Below are 15,436 nucleotides of genomic sequence, written 5' to 3' on the forward strand. Positions count from 1 at the left end.
GACGCAGCCCTCGACCTCAACCTCGGCGGCACCACCACCAACGGCAACACCAACGGACTCGACACCGCCGTAGACGCAGCCCTCGACCTCAACCTCGGCGGCACCACCACCAACGGCAACACCAACGGACTCGACACCGCCGTAGACGCAGCCCTCGACCTCAACCTGGGCGGCACCACCACCAACGGCACCACTGGTGGCACCGATGGCAGCACCGGCGGCAATGGAGGTCTTGATCTCGGCCTGGACCTGGGGATTGACCTTGGCCTCGGCCTGATCGGCGGAGACAACGGCACCGGGACGGAAACCCCGGGAACCGACAACCCCGGCACTGAAACCCCGGGTACCGACCCGGTCGACGGCAACACCGGAGGCGTGGGCGCCGTTGATCCCGGCACCAGCAACCCGGGCACCGGGACCGGAAACGGGACCGACACCAGCGGCATCGACAACGGAAACAGCGCCGGTAACGGCGCCGGCACCGCGGGTACCGGCAGCATTTCGCTAGCATCCGCCGGGTCCACCGCAGTTGGTGGCGTCATTGCTGCCGACGCTGCCCCCCGCAGCACTCCGGCCCAGGGCGCCACAGCACTGGCCAACACGGGCGTGGACACCTCGCTCATCCCGCTCGCCCTGCTGATCCTGGTGGCCGGACTCCTGATGCTGCGCAAGCGCAAGGTGTCCTAGCCATCTGAAAGGCATCTGCCAGCGCCTGCATCATGCGCCTGAGGCGGCTGCAGCCCGCAGGCTGAGGGAAGGAGGTCCGCCCGAAGAAGCGCGATATTACACGCAAAACATGTCCTCAGCACACATGTCCTTGTGACCGGTGGTCCGGTGGCGAAATGATTCAAACTCGCCGCCGGACCGCTGGCGTGCCATCCCCCATCCAGCCGCCGCCAATCGCGAGTAGTGCCACCCCGCCGGTATAATTTGAGTACGACAGTGCCGCAGGGCACCGGGAGGAACGGGTCATGGTGGCGGAATCGCCGAGCTCCATCACGAATGAAGTTGTTGGCGGACGTTACCGGCTGGGTGAGGTCATCGGGCGTGGAGGGATGTCCTCGGTCTACTGCGCCAGGGACGAAAACCTGGGCCGTGATGTAGCCCTCAAACTCTTCGCACCGCAGGCCCCTGATGCGGAGGAATTGAAGCGCCAGGAAGCAGAAATTCAGCTTCTGGCCACGCTGAACCATCCGGGCCTGGTTACCCTTTTCGACGCAGGCATCGACACACGCATCCCGGACGAGCCACGGCCGTTTCTCACCATGGAACTGGTGGAGGGGCAGGACCTTCGGACCCGGATCCGGCACAGCACTGTCCCCCTTGAGGAGCTTGCTGTCATCGGCGCCGGCATCGCCGATGCACTGGCCTATGTCCACGGACTGGGCATCATCCACCGTGACATCAAGCCCGCCAACATTTTGCTGGTCCAGATCCGCCCCGGAGAGCCGCTGCGCCCAAAGCTGACAGACTTCGGCATAGCCCGCATCGTGGATGCAACCCGGCTCACGGCCACGGGAACCATGGTGGGCACCGCTGCCTACCTCAGCCCCGAGCAGGCGATGGGCCAGCCCCTCTCCCCCGCAACCGACATCTACTCATTGGGGCTCGTGCTCCTGGAGTGCATCAAGGGCGTGGTGGAATACCCGGGAGGCGCGGTGGAGTCCGCCGTGGCCCGGCTGCACCGCGCGCCCGAGATACCGGATGAGGTCCCCGCCGAATGGGCCGATCTGCTCCGCTCCATGACTGCCATCGAACCGATGGAGCGTCCTGCCGCCGCAGACATAGAGACCGCGCTGCGGCAGGCCCTGGTGTCGCCCGCGTCGACTCCCGGGGAACTGGCACCTGAGACCACCCGGGTGCTTCCCGCTATGCCGTTCCATCCTCCCTCCATCACGGCGGAGGAATCGGTAGACGAGCTTCGTGAAGCAGCAGCATCCTCAAGTGAACCGGCCCCGGCCGGGAACGTGCAGGAGGCGGCGACGACTCCGGCTGCCGCACAGCCACACCCGCAAACCCGGACCAAACGCTTCTGGCTTGCTGTGGTCCTCGGCCTCGTGGCGGTTGCGGCGGCGGTGGCAGCGGTGATGATGACAATATCCGCGCAGTCTCCCGCCGACGTCGTGCCTTACCCAACGGTGACCGGGGTCCTGGGCGAACATCTGGAGGAACTCCAGAAGAGTGTGGAGCCGTGAGGCTGAAGCAGGGAGGCGCCGGCCGCTTGGTCCTCTGCTCGGCCACCTTGCTGGCAGCAGGTCTGCTGAGCGGCTGCGGCACCACTGATTCAGGCCTCCAGCGTGACGCCGCCAGGCAGCTCCAGGCCCGAGTACTCGAGGTGACCCAGGCGTCCTCGCAAAATGATCCCGCCAGCGCGCTGAAAGCCCTTGAAGGACTTGAGGCAGAGCTTCAGGCTGCCCAGGCGAAGGGCCAGATTTCCGACGACCGGCGCCGCAGCATCACCACCATTGCCACAGCCGTGCGTGCAGACCTGGACGATGCGGTTGCCGCCGCGCAGGCAGCGGTTGACAAGGCCGCAGCTGACAAAGCAGTGGCCGCTCAGGCTGCGGCGGCCGCCGGAAGAGACGCCGCTCCGGTTGAAACACCGGCCCCTTCACCCGAACCGGAACCCGCACCGGAACCTGAGCCGGCACCTGGTCCGGACAGGGATGACGACAAAAAGGGCGGCAAGGGCAAGGGCAGCGACTAAGCCCGCGGAATCAGAACGCACGACGACGGCCCCGCCTTCCGCGGCAGGCTTCACCCGGGCAGGTTCCCCGCCTTCCGTTCGATGTGGTTGAGGACTGCGGCGAGGGCCGGCCATCTGTTGTTGCCCCGCCGTGTACGGGCATAGGCGCGCACCACCACGTCAGGTTCGGCCAACGGTACGAGGGTGACACCGCTGCGCGGCTTCCAGTCCGCCGGCAGGAGTCCGATTCCCATCCCGGCGAGGATCAGGTCCTCAACCAGGTCCAGGCTGTCTGCCTGATGCCGCATCCGGGGTTCAAAACCGGCCATCGATGAGATGAGCCGCAGAACCTGCTCGTCCGCCTGGTTGCGAGAGTTGCCGATCCAGTCCCAGTCCTGGAAGCCGCGGAAAATGTCAGTTGCACTGCCACCTTGCAGTGGCGCGCCTTCAGGAACACCGAGGCTCCACGGCGTGCTCCACAAAGAGAGCGAGTCAAAGGCTTTACCGCTGCCATCCGGCGCCAGGTTGTAGTCGTATGTCAGGGCGAGGTCCACGGCGTCGGAGCCAAGCAGGGCAAGGGCTTCGGCAGGCTCGTGTTCCCGAACTTCGATCTTCACGTCCGGATGGCTCCCCGCAAGCTCCCGCACAACCGGCATGAGGACCAACCGGATTGCGGTGGCGAAACCGGCCACCCGGACGGTGCCTGCGGGCTCGGCTCCAGGGTCCAGCTCCGCCGTGGCGGCGTCCACGGCGGCGAGGATGGTCGCCGCATGATCAGCCAGGCGCCGGCCGGCCGGCGTCAGGCGGACTCCGCGTCCAACCGGTTCCAGGAGGGGCGTGCCGGTCTCCCGGGCAAGGGCCGCGATCTGCTGGGACACGGTGGACGTGGTGGTCTGGAGGACATCCGCGACGTTCCGCATCGAGCCTTGGCGGGCGAGTTCCAGCAGGACTTCCAAACGGCGGGTTTCCATCCGTCCATTGTCCATATTTCACGAACAATTTGTGAACGAATATCACGTGGACGAGGACAGTAGCGGGACGGTCTACTGAACGCATGGAATTTTCTCAACACCACGGCAACCGTGTACGGAGCGGGACAGCAATGGCAGGCGCTGCCATGTGCTGCGTCCAGCTTGGCCTTGCCGCGTCAGTGGGTCTCACGGACAAACTTGGTCCCGAAGGCGTCTCCTGGCTGCGCCTTGCCTGGGCCGCCGTCATTTTGGTCGCCTTCACCCGTCCCTGGCGGTCGCGGATCAGCCGGACCGGCCTGGCCACCTGCATCCTGCTGGGCCTCGCCACCGCGGCCATGACACTGATGTTCATGGCCGCTGCGATGCGAATCCCCCTGGGCACGGCAGCAGCCTTGGAATTCCTGGGTCCCCTGTCAGTGGCCGTCATCCGGGGGCGCCGCGCAGGACGGTGGTGGGCCCTGGCGGCAGCAGCCGGAGTGGCAGCCCTGACCGAGCCGTGGCATGGCGGCATCGATCCTGTCGGGGTTCTCCTGGCATTGGGTGCGGCGGCCTGCTGGGCCGCCTACATACTGCTGACGCAGCGTGCCGGTGACGAGGTGAACGGGCTGCAGGCACTGGCGGTGTCCATACCTGTGGCCGCGGCTGCCACAACGGTGGTGGCGGGACCGGCGGTCTTCGCACACCTCGACTGGCAGCTGCTGCTTGCCGGAGCAGGCCTGGCCCTGCTGATGCCGGTGATCCCCTTCAGCCTCGAGTTGCTGGCGCTGCGCCGCCTGAAGGCCTCGGCCTTCGGGACGCTGATGAGCCTGGAACCGGCCATCGCAGTGGTGATCGGCTTCGCCGTCCTGGGCCAGGTTCCCGGTCTCAGTGCCGTCCTGGGCATCGTATTAGTTGTGGCGGCAGGCATTGGCGTCACGCTTCAGAGCGGCCGGGAACAACAGGAAGGCATTCAACATCAGGACGACGGCGGCCCGCTGGCAGCAGAGGCACCCGCTGCCCGTTCCTGAAAATACGACAAAAGAGGCGGTGTGCCGGCTATACCGGCGCACCGCCTCTTCTAATGCTCAACTGCCGAAGCAGCGGATCACCTAGCTGAGGGTCGCAATAACCTTGTTCAGCGTGGCCGAAGGGCGCATCACGGCCGAAGCCTTGGCGTCGTCCGGGTGGTAGTAGCCTCCGATGTCCACCGGGGAGCCCTGGACCTCAGCCAGCTCGCCCACGATGGTTTCCTCCTTGGAGGAAAGCTCGTCGGCGACGGAGCTGAACGCGGCGGCCAGGTCGGCGTCGTCCGTCTGCTTGGCCAGTTCCTCTGCCCAGTAACGGGCCAGGAAGTAGTGGCTGCCGCGGTTGTCCAGCTCGCCGGCACGGCGGCTCGGGGACTTGTTTTCCAGCAGGAAGGTGCCGGTGGCGCGGTCCAGGGTGTCGGCCAGGACCTGGGCGCGGGCGTTGCCTGCCGTGGTGGCCAGGTGCTCGAAGCTGACGGCCAGTGCCAGGAACTCGCCCAGGCTGTCCCAGCGCAGGTGGTTTTCCTTGAGCAGCTGCTGGACGTGCTTCGGGGCGGAGCCGCCGGCGCCGGTTTCGAAGAGTCCGCCGCCGTTCATCAGCGGGACAACCGAGAGCATCTTGGCGCTGGTGCCCAGTTCCAGGATGGGGAACAGGTCCGTGAGGTAGTCGCGGAGGACGTTGCCGGACACGGAGATGGTGTCCTCGCCCTTGCGGATCCGCTCGAGGGTGAACGCGATGGCCTTCACCGGGGACATGATCTGGATGTCCAGGCCCTCGGTGTCGTGCTCCTTCAGGTACTCGTTGACCTTGGCGATGAGGTTGGCGTCGTGGGCGCGCTCCTCATCCAGCCAGAACACGGCGGGGGTCTGGGAAGCGCGGGCGCGGGTGACGGCCAGCTTGACCCAGTCGCGGATGGGAAGGTCCTTGGTCTGGCAGGCACGCCAGATGTCGCCGACGGAGACCTGGTGTTCGATCAGCACGTTGCCTTCGCCGTCCACGATCTGCACCGTGCCCGGTTCCTGGATCTCGAAGGTCTTGTCGTGGCTGCCGTACTCTTCGGCGGCCTGCGCCATCAGGCCGACGTTCGGGACGGTGCCCATGGTGGTGGGGTCGTAGGCGCCGTTGGCGCGGCAGTCATCGATGACCACCTGGTAGATACCGGCGTAGGAGCTGTCCGGCAGGACCGCCAGGGTGTCTGCTTCCTTGCCGTCCGGGCCCCACATGTGGCCGGAGGAGCGGATCATCGCGGGCATGGAGGCGTCCACGATGACGTCGGAGGGGACGTTCAGGGTGGTGATGCCCTTGTCCGAGTCCACCATGGCCAGGGCGGGGCCTTCTTCGAGGCCCTTCTTGATGAGGTTCTGCACGCCTTCGCGGACGTCCTCGGGAAGGTCCTCCAGGCTGCTGAGGATGGCGGTCAGGCCGTTGTTGGGGCTGATACCGGCGGCGGTGAGCTGCTTGCCGTAGGTCTCGAAGAGCTCGGAGAAGTAGGCCTTGACCACGTGGCCGAAGATGATGGGGTCCGAAACCTTCATCATGGTGGCCTTCAGGTGTGCGGAGAACAGCACGCCCTCTTCCTTGGCACGGGCCACCTGTGCCTGCAGGAACTCATCCAGGGCGGCGGCGCGCATAACGGTGCCGTCGATGACCTCGCCGGCCAGGACGGGGAACGCCTTCTTCAGGACCTTCACGGAGCCGTCCTCGCGGACCAGCTGGATGGCGATGGTGCCCTCGGACTCAATGACCACGGACTTCTCGTTGGAGCGGAAGTCGTCCTTGCCCATGGTGGCCACGTTGGTCTTGGAGTCCGCGGTCCAGGCACCCATGGAGTGCGGGTTCTGGCGTGCGTAGTTCTTGACGGACAGCGGTGCGCGGCGGTCCGAGTTGCCCTCGCGCAGGACCGGGTTCACGGCGGAGCCCTTGATCTTGTCGTAGCGGGAGCGGATGGCCGTTTCCTCGTCCGAGGAAGGGTTGTCCGGGTAGTCCGGCAGCGCGTAGCCCTGGCCCTGCAGCTCTGCAATGGCGGCCTTCAGCTGCGGGATGGAGGCGCTGATGTTGGGCAGCTTGATGATGTTGGCTTCCGGCGTCTTCGCCAGTTCACCCAGTTCAGCAAGGGCGTCACCGATCTGCTGCTCCGGGGTGAGGTAGTCACCGAACACGGCGATGATGCGGCCGGCGAGCGAGATGTCGCGGGTCTCCACCTCCACACCTGCTGTCGAAGCGAACGCCTCGATGATGGGCAGGAACGAATAGGTAGCCAGCATCGGCGCTTCGTCGGTGTGGGTGTAGATAATCTTGGACATGCGCGGGCGTCTCCCTGAAGGTCGGCTTGGTTATGAAATCCGGTCTATTTCACCATCTACAACTTACCCGAGGACGCCGCGTTGAACCCTACCGGCGCCCTTGGATTACCCTGCCGGTGAGCAGGATTACAGCGCTGGAGAACGGACGACGGCGGCACGCACCCGGCTGCGCCGCCGCCGTCGCGCGTTCCTGGTCAAGAGCCGAGGGACACTCGCAGGAGGCCCTACATGATACGTCACTACTATTTACATAGTTGTCAAATGACGATAAATTCGCTACGGCATATTCCGGCCCACCCCGGGGCCGACACCCCGTTCAAGACAGGACAACAATGACACGCACCAGGTCCTTGGCCACCGGCCTTTTGAGCCTCTCAGCAGCGGCCGCTCTGGTACTTGGCGCAGCCGGCGGAGCCACCGCCGCGCCGGCCGCCTCGGAAGACAAAAAGGATCCGTCGGTCGCCAGCATCGCGGTCGAAGGCCGCGGGGCAGCCGACTATTGGACCGCCGACAAAATGAAAAGTGCCATTCCCGGTGACGTCCTGGCCGGCAAGGCTCTGGAACGTGGCAACCGCTCCAACGCCGCAGCGGTGGAGAAGGGCAAACCCGCCGCCACTAAGGGCAGCGGCAAGGGTGAACCACAGATAGTGAGCCACGTAGGCAAGATCTTCTTCACGATGGGAACCTCCAATTACGTCTGCTCCGGCAATGCCGTCCAGTCATTCAACAAGAGCACGGTCGCGACCGCAGGCCACTGCGCCGTTGGCGGGCCCGGCCAGGAAGCCGAGAACTTCGCGTTTGTCCCTGCCTACGACAACGGCGCGACTCCTTATGGCACGTGGACGGCGCGTAACCTCTACACACCCATCGAGTGGAGCGCCAACGGCAACATCTCCTTCGACACGGCATTTGCGGTGATGAACCCGGACGAAACCGGCAGATTCCTCACCGACGTAGTAGGCGGTTCCCCGGTTGCGTTCAACCAGCCCCGGGGCCTCTTCTACACGTCCTACGGCTACCCGGCAGATAAACAGTTCAACGGCCTGACGCTGCAGAGCTGCGCAGGCACAGCCACCGCAGACACCACCAATAACTTCAATACGCAGGGCATTCCCTGCAACATGAACGGCGGCGCGTCCGGCGGCCCGTGGCTGACCGGCAGCGGCACCGAGCAGGTGCAGAACTCCGTCAACAGCTACGGCTATAGCGGCTCCAAGGTCATGTACGGCCCCTACTGGGGCGACGTCATCAAGTCGACGTACCACATTGCAGAACTCTCCCAATAAGCCGTCGGGCGAGGATTCCGTCAGCCGTATCGATGTTCCCCAGACGCACGAGGAGATCCTCGAGTACTGGACGGAGCAGCGGATGGCGGAAGCTAAGCCCCGGGAGATCCGTCTGCCGCCGGAGGGTCCGAACCCGAAGCAGAGTGGCGGGGACGCAGCCCCCTCCGGCTCGGATATCACCGAGGTTGAACCCTAGGCACGCACCCGGCCAGGGCTAACCCTCCATACGACGACGGCGCCTGTCCCCTTCGCGGGGACAGGCGCCGTCGTCGTATGTTCCCATCGACTGCTCCGTAACGGTCCTTCTCAGAAGCGAAAACGACCGTTAGGGAGCAATCGATGGGGCCAGATCGTTGTGGGATTAGTGGAAGAAGTGGCGGGAGCCCGTGAAGTACATCGTCACGCCGGCGGCGTTCGCTGCCGCTATCACTTCCTCGTCCCGCACGGAACCGCCGGGCTGCACCACGGCGCGGACCCCGGCGTCGATGAGGATCTGCAGGCCGTCAGCGAACGGGAAGAAGGCGTCGGAGGCAGCAACGGCGCCGCGGGCCCGCTGCGGCGCGCCGCTCGCATCGGTGTTGGAGGCACCGCCTGCCCCTTCGACGTCGGACTCCACCTTCACGCCGAGCGTGTTGGCCCGCTCCACGGCAAGGCGGCAGGAATCCAGGCGGTTGACCTGGCCCATGCCGATGCCGACGGCGGCACCGTCAGCGGCGAGGAGGATGGCGTTGGACTTTGCTGCCCGGCAGGCGGTCCAGGCGAAGGCCAGGTCCGCGAGGGTCTTTTCGTCAGCGGCTTCACCTGCGGCGAGGGTCCAGTTAGCGGGGTTGTCGCCGTCGGCGTCCACCTTGTCGCTGACCTGGACCAGCATGCCGCCGGAGACCTGGCGCATTTCGGCCGGGTAGCGGCCATAGCCCTCGGGGAGCGCGAGCAGGCGGATGTTCTTCTTCTTCGAGAGGATCTCCACGGCTTCCGGCTCGAAGCCGGGCGCGATAACCACTTCGGTGAAGATGTCCTTGACAGTGTTCGCCATCCCGGCGGTCACGGTACGGTTGGCTGCGATGACGCCGCCGAAGGCAGAGACAGGATCGCACGCGTGCGCCTTGGCGTGTGCGTCGGCGATGGGGTCGGCGGCGTCCGCGGACCCTACCGCTACGCCGCAGGGGTTGGCGTGCTTGATGATGGCCACTGCAGGTTCGCTGAAATCGTAGGCCGCCCGCAGCGCGGCGTCGGCGTCCACGAAGTTGTTGTAGCTCATGGCCTTGCCGTGCAGCTGGTCAGCCTGGGCGATGCCCACCGGCGCAGCCTTGTCCACGTACAGTGCGGCCTGCTGGTGCGGGTTCTCGCCGTAGCGCAGGACCTCTGAGCGCTCCAAAGAAACGCCGGCGTAAGCAGGCCAGTCGATGACGCCGTCGCCGTCCTCATCAAGGAACTGGCTGGCCGTCCAGGTGGCCACGGCATTGTCATAGGACGCCGTATGCGCGAAGGCTTTTGCCGCCAGGCGGCGGCGGGTCTTCAGGTCGAAGCCGCCTGCTGCGGCCGCTTCCACTACCTGGGCGTAGAAGGAGGGGTCCACCACAATGGCGACGGCGGCGTGGTTCTTCGCGGCCGACCGCACCATGGCGGGGCCTCCGATGTCGATCTGTTCCACCACGTCGTCCTGCGCCGCGCCGGACTTCACAGTCTCAACGAACGGGTAGAGGTTCACCACCACCAGGTCGAAGGGTTCAATCTCCATGCTGGTGAGCGTTTCCATGTGCGCCGCCACGCGACGGTCGGCCAGGATGCCGCCGTGGACCCGCGGATGTAGGGTCTTGACGCGCCCGTCCAGCATCTCCGGCGAACCGGTGACTTCCTCGACCTCCTGGACGGGGATGCCGGCGGCGGCGATCTTCTTGGCCGTGGAGCCGGTGGACACCAGCTTGACCCCAGCTGAGTGCAGGCCCTGGGCGAGCTCCTCCAGACCGGTCTTGTCGTAAACCGAGATCAGCGCCCGGCGGATGGGAACACGGTCAATGGATACGCGCTCATGCTGCGTGAAGCTCACAAATGTCTCCGTCTTATCTCGCGGAACAGTGCCGCGGTTGGTGGGGATAGGCCCAGTTTATCGCGAAGCGCAGGTTGCCCCGCGTGTCAGCCGGAGTGTGAACGCCGTTGGGCGGGGCTAGAGTTTTTCACAGGAGGCTGCGATGAATACTTACACCACTGTGCCGAGCGGCGAACAGGTGGTCCAGGAACTGCCCTGGCGATGGAAAGTCCAGGGCCGGATCTTTCTGATCGGCGGCCTGGGCTTTATGTTCGATGCCTGGGATGTGACGCTGAACGGCATCCTCATCCCGCTGCTCTCCACCCACTGGGCGTTGACTCCGGGCGAGGTGGCGTGGGTGGGCACCTCCAACCTCATCGGGATGGCCCTCGGCGCCTTCGTGTGGGGAACCATCGCCGACACCATCGGACGTAAAAAAGCGTTCACCGCCACGCTGCTGATATTTTCCCTCTTCACCGTCTTCGGGGCCTTCTCCCCCGATTTCATGTGGTTCTGCGTGTTCCGGTTCATGGCCGGTTTCGGCCTGGGCGGATGCATCCCGGTGGACTATGCGCTGGTGGGTGAATTCACGCCTCGGAAGCAACGCGGCAAGGTTCTCACTGCCATGGACGGCTGGTGGCCCATTGGCGCGGCGCTGGCAGGTTTCGTCTCCGCAGGCCTGATGGCCCTGTACGGCGACTGGCGGCTGACCATGCTGGTGATGGTGCTGCCCGCACTGCTGGTGTTCTGGGTCCGGCGCAGCGTGCCGGAGTCTCCACTGTTCCTGATCCGCAAGGGCCGGCGCGAGGAAGCGGCCAAGGTGATTGACGGCCTGGTGGCCGCCACCGGCGCGGAAGCCCGCGCGTACAGCCTGCCGGACGCCCAGGACGTGCCGCGGCTCTCGGCCGGCAGCGCCTGGACCCAGTTGCGTTCCGTGTGGCAGTTCAACTGGAAGATCACGGCCGCGGCCTGGGCCCTGTTCTTCAGCATCCTGCTGGTCTACTACCTGTCACTGACCTGGATGCCGCGCATCCTGATCGGTGCCGGGTTCGCTGAGTACAAGGCGTTCGTCACCACCGCGTCCATGGCCGCCGTCGGACTGCTCGGTGTGATCGTTGCCGCCCTCCTGGTGGAACGGGTGGGCCGCAAGTGGATCCTGGCCGTCACCGGTCCCCTGTCCGCGCTGACCCTGGTGATCGTCGCCTTTGTGGTGGACATTCCCACGGCCGCGGTGTTCTGGCTGCTGGTGTTCGGCTTCGTGGTCCAGGTGGCCATCCCGGTGCTCTACGCCTACGTGTCCGAGCTCTACCCCACCGAACTGCGGGGCACCGGCTTCGGCTGGGCATCCACCTTCTCGCGGCTGGGTGCAGGATTCGGCCCGCTCATCTTCGCGAACTACTTCTGGCCGGAACTGGGCCTGGCCACGTCGTTCGCCCTGGCCGGCGGACTGGTCCTGCTGGCGGTCCTGTGGATGGCGTTCTTCTCCCCCGAAACCAAACAGCGCCGCCTCGAGTAGCCCCCGCCCCTTCCCGACTAGGTAGCGCAAACTGTCGTTTTGGAGCCCCATTACGACACTTCGCGCTACCTAGTTGGGAACCAGCCCCGGGAAAGCAGGGCCTGCCGCACCTTGCCCACGGCCGTCCGCGCATCGTTTTCCATATGCAGCTTTGAGATGCGGACCAGCAACCAGCCTGCGCGGCAGTAGTCCTCCTCACGGGTTATGTCCCGCACGATTCGGCCGGGGTCCGAGTGCACCTCACCGTCGTACTCCACAGCCACCTTCTGTTGCGGGTAGCTCATGTCAGGTTGGCGTACGACGCCGGGCCTCAAGGCGGTAGGTACGTTCAGTTCCGGTTCGGGCAGTCCGCTGTCCCCTATGGCAAGCCGCAGACGCGTTTCGGGCGCAGAGTCCGAGCCGACTTTCGCCTGCTCCAGAGCGAGCCGGGCTTTCCTGATGCCCGGCGTGCCTTTGTGCCGGTCCAGCATGTCTTCCAGAACCTCAAGGGTTGCGAAGGGGTCCGAGCGGCCCTCCAAGTCCCGTCGCGGGATACGCAGGAGGTGGTCAGCCACAACTGTCAGCTCATTGATGCTCATCAACCGGGAGCAGTCGAGCCATGTCCTGGCCCGTGTGGTGATCAGCAGCCCATGCAGCGTGGTGATTTCATCCGCAAAGAACTGGCCGCGATGCCCCTTCACGCCGGGCCGGCGCATGATCGCCACGGAGTCAGGGCGGGAGACGTGGAGCAGCGGGACGTCTGTTCCCGGCATGTATCCAGGAAACTCCCACAACAGGAATGCGGAGGCGTGGGAGGCGGCCGCGAACTCCGTCACCAGGGTGTACGGGCGGATTTGCGGCCCAAGGTCGGGGCTATCGGTGGCCTCCGGCACCCGGACTCCGCGGCTGGGACGCTGCAGCCCTTGGTGACGGAGCCTCCGCTGGCTGATGCCGGCGTCGGCCGCTTCCTGCAAAGTGAATGGAAGCGAAGCCAAGGGTTCGGGAAGAGGGGCTGGAACCTTCATGAGCCCATCGTTACAGCCGAGAGCCAACGCTCCGGCGGTTATCCACAGGTAGGCCCCCGTCTGCCCAACTAGGTAGCGCTAACTGCCGTTTTGAGGGGTCAAAACGGCAGTTAGCGCTACCTAGTTGGGAGACTAGTTGGGCGGGGCGGCGGCGAGGCTTGCCAGGGTGGATACCAGCAGCCGGCGTTCCGCCACCTTGATGCGCTCGTGAAGGGTTTCCTCGGTGTCGCCGTGTTCGATGGTGACGGCTTCCTGGGCGATGATTGGCCCGGTGTCCACACCGGCGTCGGCCCAGTGCACCGTGCAGCCGGTGACCTTCACCCCATACGCCATGGCGTCCCGCACGCCGTGGGCTCCCGGGAAGGCGGGGAGCAACGCCGGATGGGTGTTGAGGTAGCGGCCGTGGAAGGTGTCGATGAAGTCTGCGCTGACGATCCGCATAAACCCCGAGGAGACCACCACGTCCGGGGCGTAGGAGGCCACCCGCGCGGTAAGCGCGGCATCCCATTCGTCGCGGGTGGGGAACGAGTTGAAGTTGACCACGAACGTCTCCAGCCCGGCTTCCGAGGAACGCTCGACGCCGTACGTCCCCTCGCGGTCCGCGCCCACGGCAGCGATCTCGACGTCGAGCTCCCCCGCCTTGACCGCGTCGATGACTGCCTGGAGGTTGGACCCGGTTCCGGAAACGAGGACTACGATGCGCATTGGTCTAGCTTATGGGCACGCTCGCGTAGGCTGGAAAACATGAACAGCACCCCGGAACCGGCCCAGCAGCAGCGGACCAAACCTCCGCTCAGCGATGCGGCGAAAGCCTCGCTCGCCCGGACCCACACCCTGTTCCGGATGTTCGTCGTTTCGGTGCTTGGCGCGTTCTTCGTCTACCAGCTCGACGTCAACTACCTCTGGCTGACAACCATCCTCACCGTCGCCAGCCTGGTCTTGGGAGCACTCCTGCTGGTCCGCTCGGCACGCTTGAAGGAGTCCAGGCTGGTCCTCATCGGCACCATCTCGGGCATGGTGGTCTCCGCGATCCTGGTGCTGCTGATTGTGGTGACAGCGGTGTTCTTCGACGAAGTGCGCACCTACCAGGAATGTGTGGGCCGGGCCCTCACGGACCAGGCCCAGTCCGCATGCCGGGTGCAGCTGGAACGCTCACTGCCCACCCAGCTCCCGTAGGACAGCAGGGAAAAGCCCAGCAATTTAGCGGACCAGGTCCGCCGCGTCCTCCACGTTGACAGCCCGCTCGCGCTCCAGCCATGGGCCGGCCGCGTAACCGATAACGACGCCGGCACCCACCTCCGCCGCCACCCAGACTCCCGTCCAGAAGGGGTCAGGACCAATGGCCGTCAGGCGTCCAATACCGGCCGAGCCCCCGGCCAGCCAAGCGAGCGCTACGGTGAGCAGTCCCGCGGCCAGTCCAGTCAGCACCCCCAGCACCACGGTGGATGCAGCCGCCGTGAACCACCGTGCCCGGATCTTGATGGACAGCCATTCGTCGAAGTGGTTCTCGCCTTCGCGCAGGAACCACCAGCCGGCCAAAACACCGGCCAGCACGGGGACCACCAGGGCAACGAAGGCGTAGTCCAGCGGCCCGCTGGGGATCGCCGCCAGCACGGGAATGGAGGGCAGCGGCCCGACGGCGGTGCCCAGCGGACCCACCTGGGAACCGACGCCGGCGGCAAAGCCCGAGCCCGATATCCAGGCGAGGGCGAAGACCACCAGGTTGGGCAGGTAGCCGAGCTGTGCAACGGTGAGGGCGGCACCTCCGACAGCGCCGGCGTCGAGCGCTTCGTAGACGGCAACCACAAGGTTCCAGTGGATGAACAGGTCCACCGCCAGCAGCGCCGAGGCAAGTGCCAGGGCAGACACGATGGCCACAAAACCTGCCTTCGCCGCCGACGCCAGGTAGGAGCCCGCCCAGCGTGAGTGCTGGCTGGTGCGCGAAATCCAGTCCACGGCGTCGACGCCGATGAGCCTGCTCCACGACCCGGCTTCGCGGCGGGCGCCGACGACCATTCCCAGGGCGTAGGGAATCAGGGGAACCAGCAGGGCGTATCCCAGGTTGATCGCGACGTCGGTGGTGCGGCAGACGAAACCGGTGGCCGCGCCAAAGGCTGCATACACCACCCACGATCCCAGCAGGGCTTGCCAGAGCTGGTCAGTATACGAGGCGCGCGCCAGGCGTCGTCCGGCGCGCCAGGCCAGGAGGAACGGGATCAAAGTCAGGCCCAGCGGTATGAGCGTCAGGAATTTACTGTCCGCCTGGTTGGCTGCGCCGGATCCTGCGGCGGTGAGCTCCAGCGGTACCCCGTGAACCAGCAGCCAGGACTGGCCGGCCAGCCGCGCAAGAACGTCGAACTGCGCGTTCTGGAAGCCGGCGGTGGCCCAGACGGCAATGATCGGAACCATCACCACCAGCGCGGAAATGAACGCTGCCTGGGCCGTTTCGAGGGCACCCTGCAGCCACAGGGGCATGGGAAGGCCACGGTCTCCGGTCTGATCAGCGCGCAGTTTCATCGTGTTCCATGGTGTCACGCCCGGACCGGCCTGCCCGGAAGCGACAGGCTCCGCACTTGCCTTGAAACTCACTTAGGGCCAACTGTCACGGAGCTTTTTTGAACGGTCCGCCGTAAAATTGG

At 65.7% G+C, this 15,436-nt stretch carries 13 protein-coding genes and 1 pseudogene; 8 read left to right on the forward strand and 6 right to left on the reverse strand.

What is annotated here, in order from left to right; genetic code table 11:
- The 3 genes and pseudogenes from ACZ9BC_RS21545 to ACZ9BC_RS21555 all read left to right on the forward strand — a co-directional run.
- Positions 1-687, forward strand: a pseudogene (locus ACZ9BC_RS21545) (hypothetical protein); the annotation flags it as partial.
- A 284-nt stretch (positions 688-971) separates the two neighbouring features.
- Entirely contained in the window at positions 972-2,195 is a 1,224-nt protein-coding gene (locus ACZ9BC_RS21550) for a serine/threonine-protein kinase (RefSeq protein WP_476247738.1), read from the forward strand.
- Entirely contained in the window at positions 2,192-2,707 is a 516-nt protein-coding gene (locus ACZ9BC_RS21555; protein ID WP_476247739.1) for a hypothetical protein, read from the forward strand. Before ACZ9BC_RS21550 ends, ACZ9BC_RS21555 begins: the two co-directional genes overlap by 4 nt.
- A gap of 50 nt (positions 2,708-2,757) precedes the next feature.
- On the opposite strand, the gene ACZ9BC_RS21560 is transcribed toward ACZ9BC_RS21555, so the two are convergent.
- Positions 2,758-3,657 (reverse strand): LysR family transcriptional regulator, encoded by a 900-nt coding sequence (locus ACZ9BC_RS21560; RefSeq protein WP_476247740.1) that lies wholly within the window; start codon positions 3,655-3,657, stop codon positions 2,758-2,760.
- 83 nt (positions 3,658-3,740) lie between these two features.
- On the opposite strand from ACZ9BC_RS21560, the gene ACZ9BC_RS21565 reads away from it, so the two are divergent.
- Entirely contained in the window at positions 3,741-4,664 is a 924-nt protein-coding gene (locus ACZ9BC_RS21565) for an EamA family transporter (protein WP_476247741.1), read from the forward strand.
- Positions 4,665-4,745: 81 nt separating this feature from the next.
- Here ACZ9BC_RS21565 and ACZ9BC_RS21570 read toward each other — a convergent pair whose 3' ends face one another.
- Positions 4,746-6,965: an NADP-dependent isocitrate dehydrogenase gene (locus ACZ9BC_RS21570; protein ID WP_476247742.1), complete on the reverse strand. Its 2,220-nt coding sequence runs from the start codon at positions 6,963-6,965 to the stop codon at positions 4,746-4,748.
- Positions 6,966-7,297: 332 nt separating this feature from the next.
- Between ACZ9BC_RS21570 and ACZ9BC_RS21575 the strand changes: the two genes are divergently transcribed.
- Together ACZ9BC_RS21575 and ACZ9BC_RS21580 are read left to right on the forward strand one after the other, a co-directional pair.
- A complete protein-coding gene (locus tag ACZ9BC_RS21575; protein ID WP_476247743.1) occupies positions 7,298-8,251 on the forward strand; it encodes a trypsin-like serine peptidase in 954 nt (317 codons plus the stop codon).
- The gene (locus ACZ9BC_RS21580) at positions 8,232-8,447 is read left to right on the forward strand and encodes a hypothetical protein (protein WP_476247744.1); all 216 of its coding nucleotides are present in this window, start codon (positions 8,232-8,234) and stop codon (positions 8,445-8,447) included. The genes ACZ9BC_RS21575 and ACZ9BC_RS21580 overlap by 20 nt, the downstream gene beginning before the upstream one ends.
- Positions 8,448-8,612: 165 nt before the next feature.
- Here ACZ9BC_RS21580 and purH read toward each other — a convergent pair whose 3' ends face one another.
- The gene (purH, locus tag ACZ9BC_RS21585; RefSeq protein ID WP_476247745.1) at positions 8,613-10,298 is read right to left on the reverse strand and encodes a bifunctional phosphoribosylaminoimidazolecarboxamide formyltransferase/IMP cyclohydrolase; all 1,686 of its coding nucleotides are present in this window, start codon (positions 10,296-10,298) and stop codon (positions 8,613-8,615) included.
- A 142-nt stretch (positions 10,299-10,440) separates the two neighbouring features.
- Here purH and ACZ9BC_RS21590 point away from each other — a divergent pair, with 142 nt between their 5' ends.
- A complete protein-coding gene (locus tag ACZ9BC_RS21590) occupies positions 10,441-11,793 on the forward strand; it encodes an MFS transporter (protein ID WP_476247746.1) in 1,353 nt (450 codons plus the stop codon).
- A gap of 65 nt (positions 11,794-11,858) precedes the next feature.
- Here the strand turns inward: ACZ9BC_RS21590 and ACZ9BC_RS21595 are convergent, their stop codons facing one another.
- On the reverse strand, positions 11,859-12,797 hold the full coding sequence (locus ACZ9BC_RS21595; RefSeq protein WP_476247747.1) for a hypothetical protein: 939 nt from the start codon (positions 12,795-12,797) through the stop codon (positions 11,859-11,861).
- A gap of 132 nt (positions 12,798-12,929) precedes the next feature.
- Positions 12,930-13,502 carry a phosphoribosylglycinamide formyltransferase gene (gene purN, locus ACZ9BC_RS21600; protein WP_476247748.1) on the reverse strand — a complete coding sequence of 191 codons (573 nt, stop codon included), beginning with the start codon at positions 13,500-13,502 and terminating at the stop codon, positions 12,930-12,932.
- 39 nt (positions 13,503-13,541) lie between these two features.
- Here purN and ACZ9BC_RS21605 point away from each other — a divergent pair, with 39 nt between their 5' ends.
- Positions 13,542-13,973: a hypothetical protein gene (locus ACZ9BC_RS21605; RefSeq protein WP_476247749.1), complete on the forward strand. Its 432-nt coding sequence runs from the start codon at positions 13,542-13,544 to the stop codon at positions 13,971-13,973.
- Between the two features lie 24 nt (positions 13,974-13,997).
- Here the strand turns inward: ACZ9BC_RS21605 and ACZ9BC_RS21610 are convergent, their stop codons facing one another.
- Entirely contained in the window at positions 13,998-15,314 is a 1,317-nt protein-coding gene (locus ACZ9BC_RS21610; protein WP_476247750.1) for a cell division protein PerM, read from the reverse strand.
- Positions 15,315-15,436 lie beyond the last annotated feature (122 nt).

The organism is Pseudarthrobacter sp. TE3704, assembly GCF_056279405.1.

Coding starts and splice junctions, on each gene's coding strand:
- ACZ9BC_RS21550 (WP_476247738.1), top strand. CDS start 972: ATGGTGGCGGAATCGCCGAGCTCCATCACGAATGAAGTTGTTGGCGGA.
- ACZ9BC_RS21560 (WP_476247740.1), bottom strand. CDS start 3,657: ATGGAAACCCGCCGTTTGGAAGTCCTGCTGGAACTCGCCCGCCAAGGC.
- ACZ9BC_RS21565 (WP_476247741.1), top strand. CDS start 3,741: ATGGAATTTTCTCAACACCACGGCAACCGTGTACGGAGCGGGACAGCA.
- ACZ9BC_RS21570 (WP_476247742.1), bottom strand. CDS start 6,965: ATGTCCAAGATTATCTACACCCACACCGACGAAGCGCCGATGCTGGCT.
- ACZ9BC_RS21575 (WP_476247743.1), top strand. CDS start 7,298: ATGACACGCACCAGGTCCTTGGCCACCGGCCTTTTGAGCCTCTCAGCA.
- ACZ9BC_RS21590 (WP_476247746.1), top strand. CDS start 10,441: ATGAATACTTACACCACTGTGCCGAGCGGCGAACAGGTGGTCCAGGAA.
- ACZ9BC_RS21595 (WP_476247747.1), bottom strand. CDS start 12,797: ATGAAGGTTCCAGCCCCTCTTCCCGAACCCTTGGCTTCGCTTCCATTC.
- purN (WP_476247748.1), bottom strand. CDS start 13,502: ATGCGCATCGTAGTCCTCGTTTCCGGAACCGGGTCCAACCTCCAGGCA.
- ACZ9BC_RS21605 (WP_476247749.1), top strand. CDS start 13,542: ATGAACAGCACCCCGGAACCGGCCCAGCAGCAGCGGACCAAACCTCCG.
- ACZ9BC_RS21610 (WP_476247750.1), bottom strand. CDS start 15,314: ATGAAACTGCGCGCTGATCAGACCGGAGACCGTGGCCTTCCCATGCCC.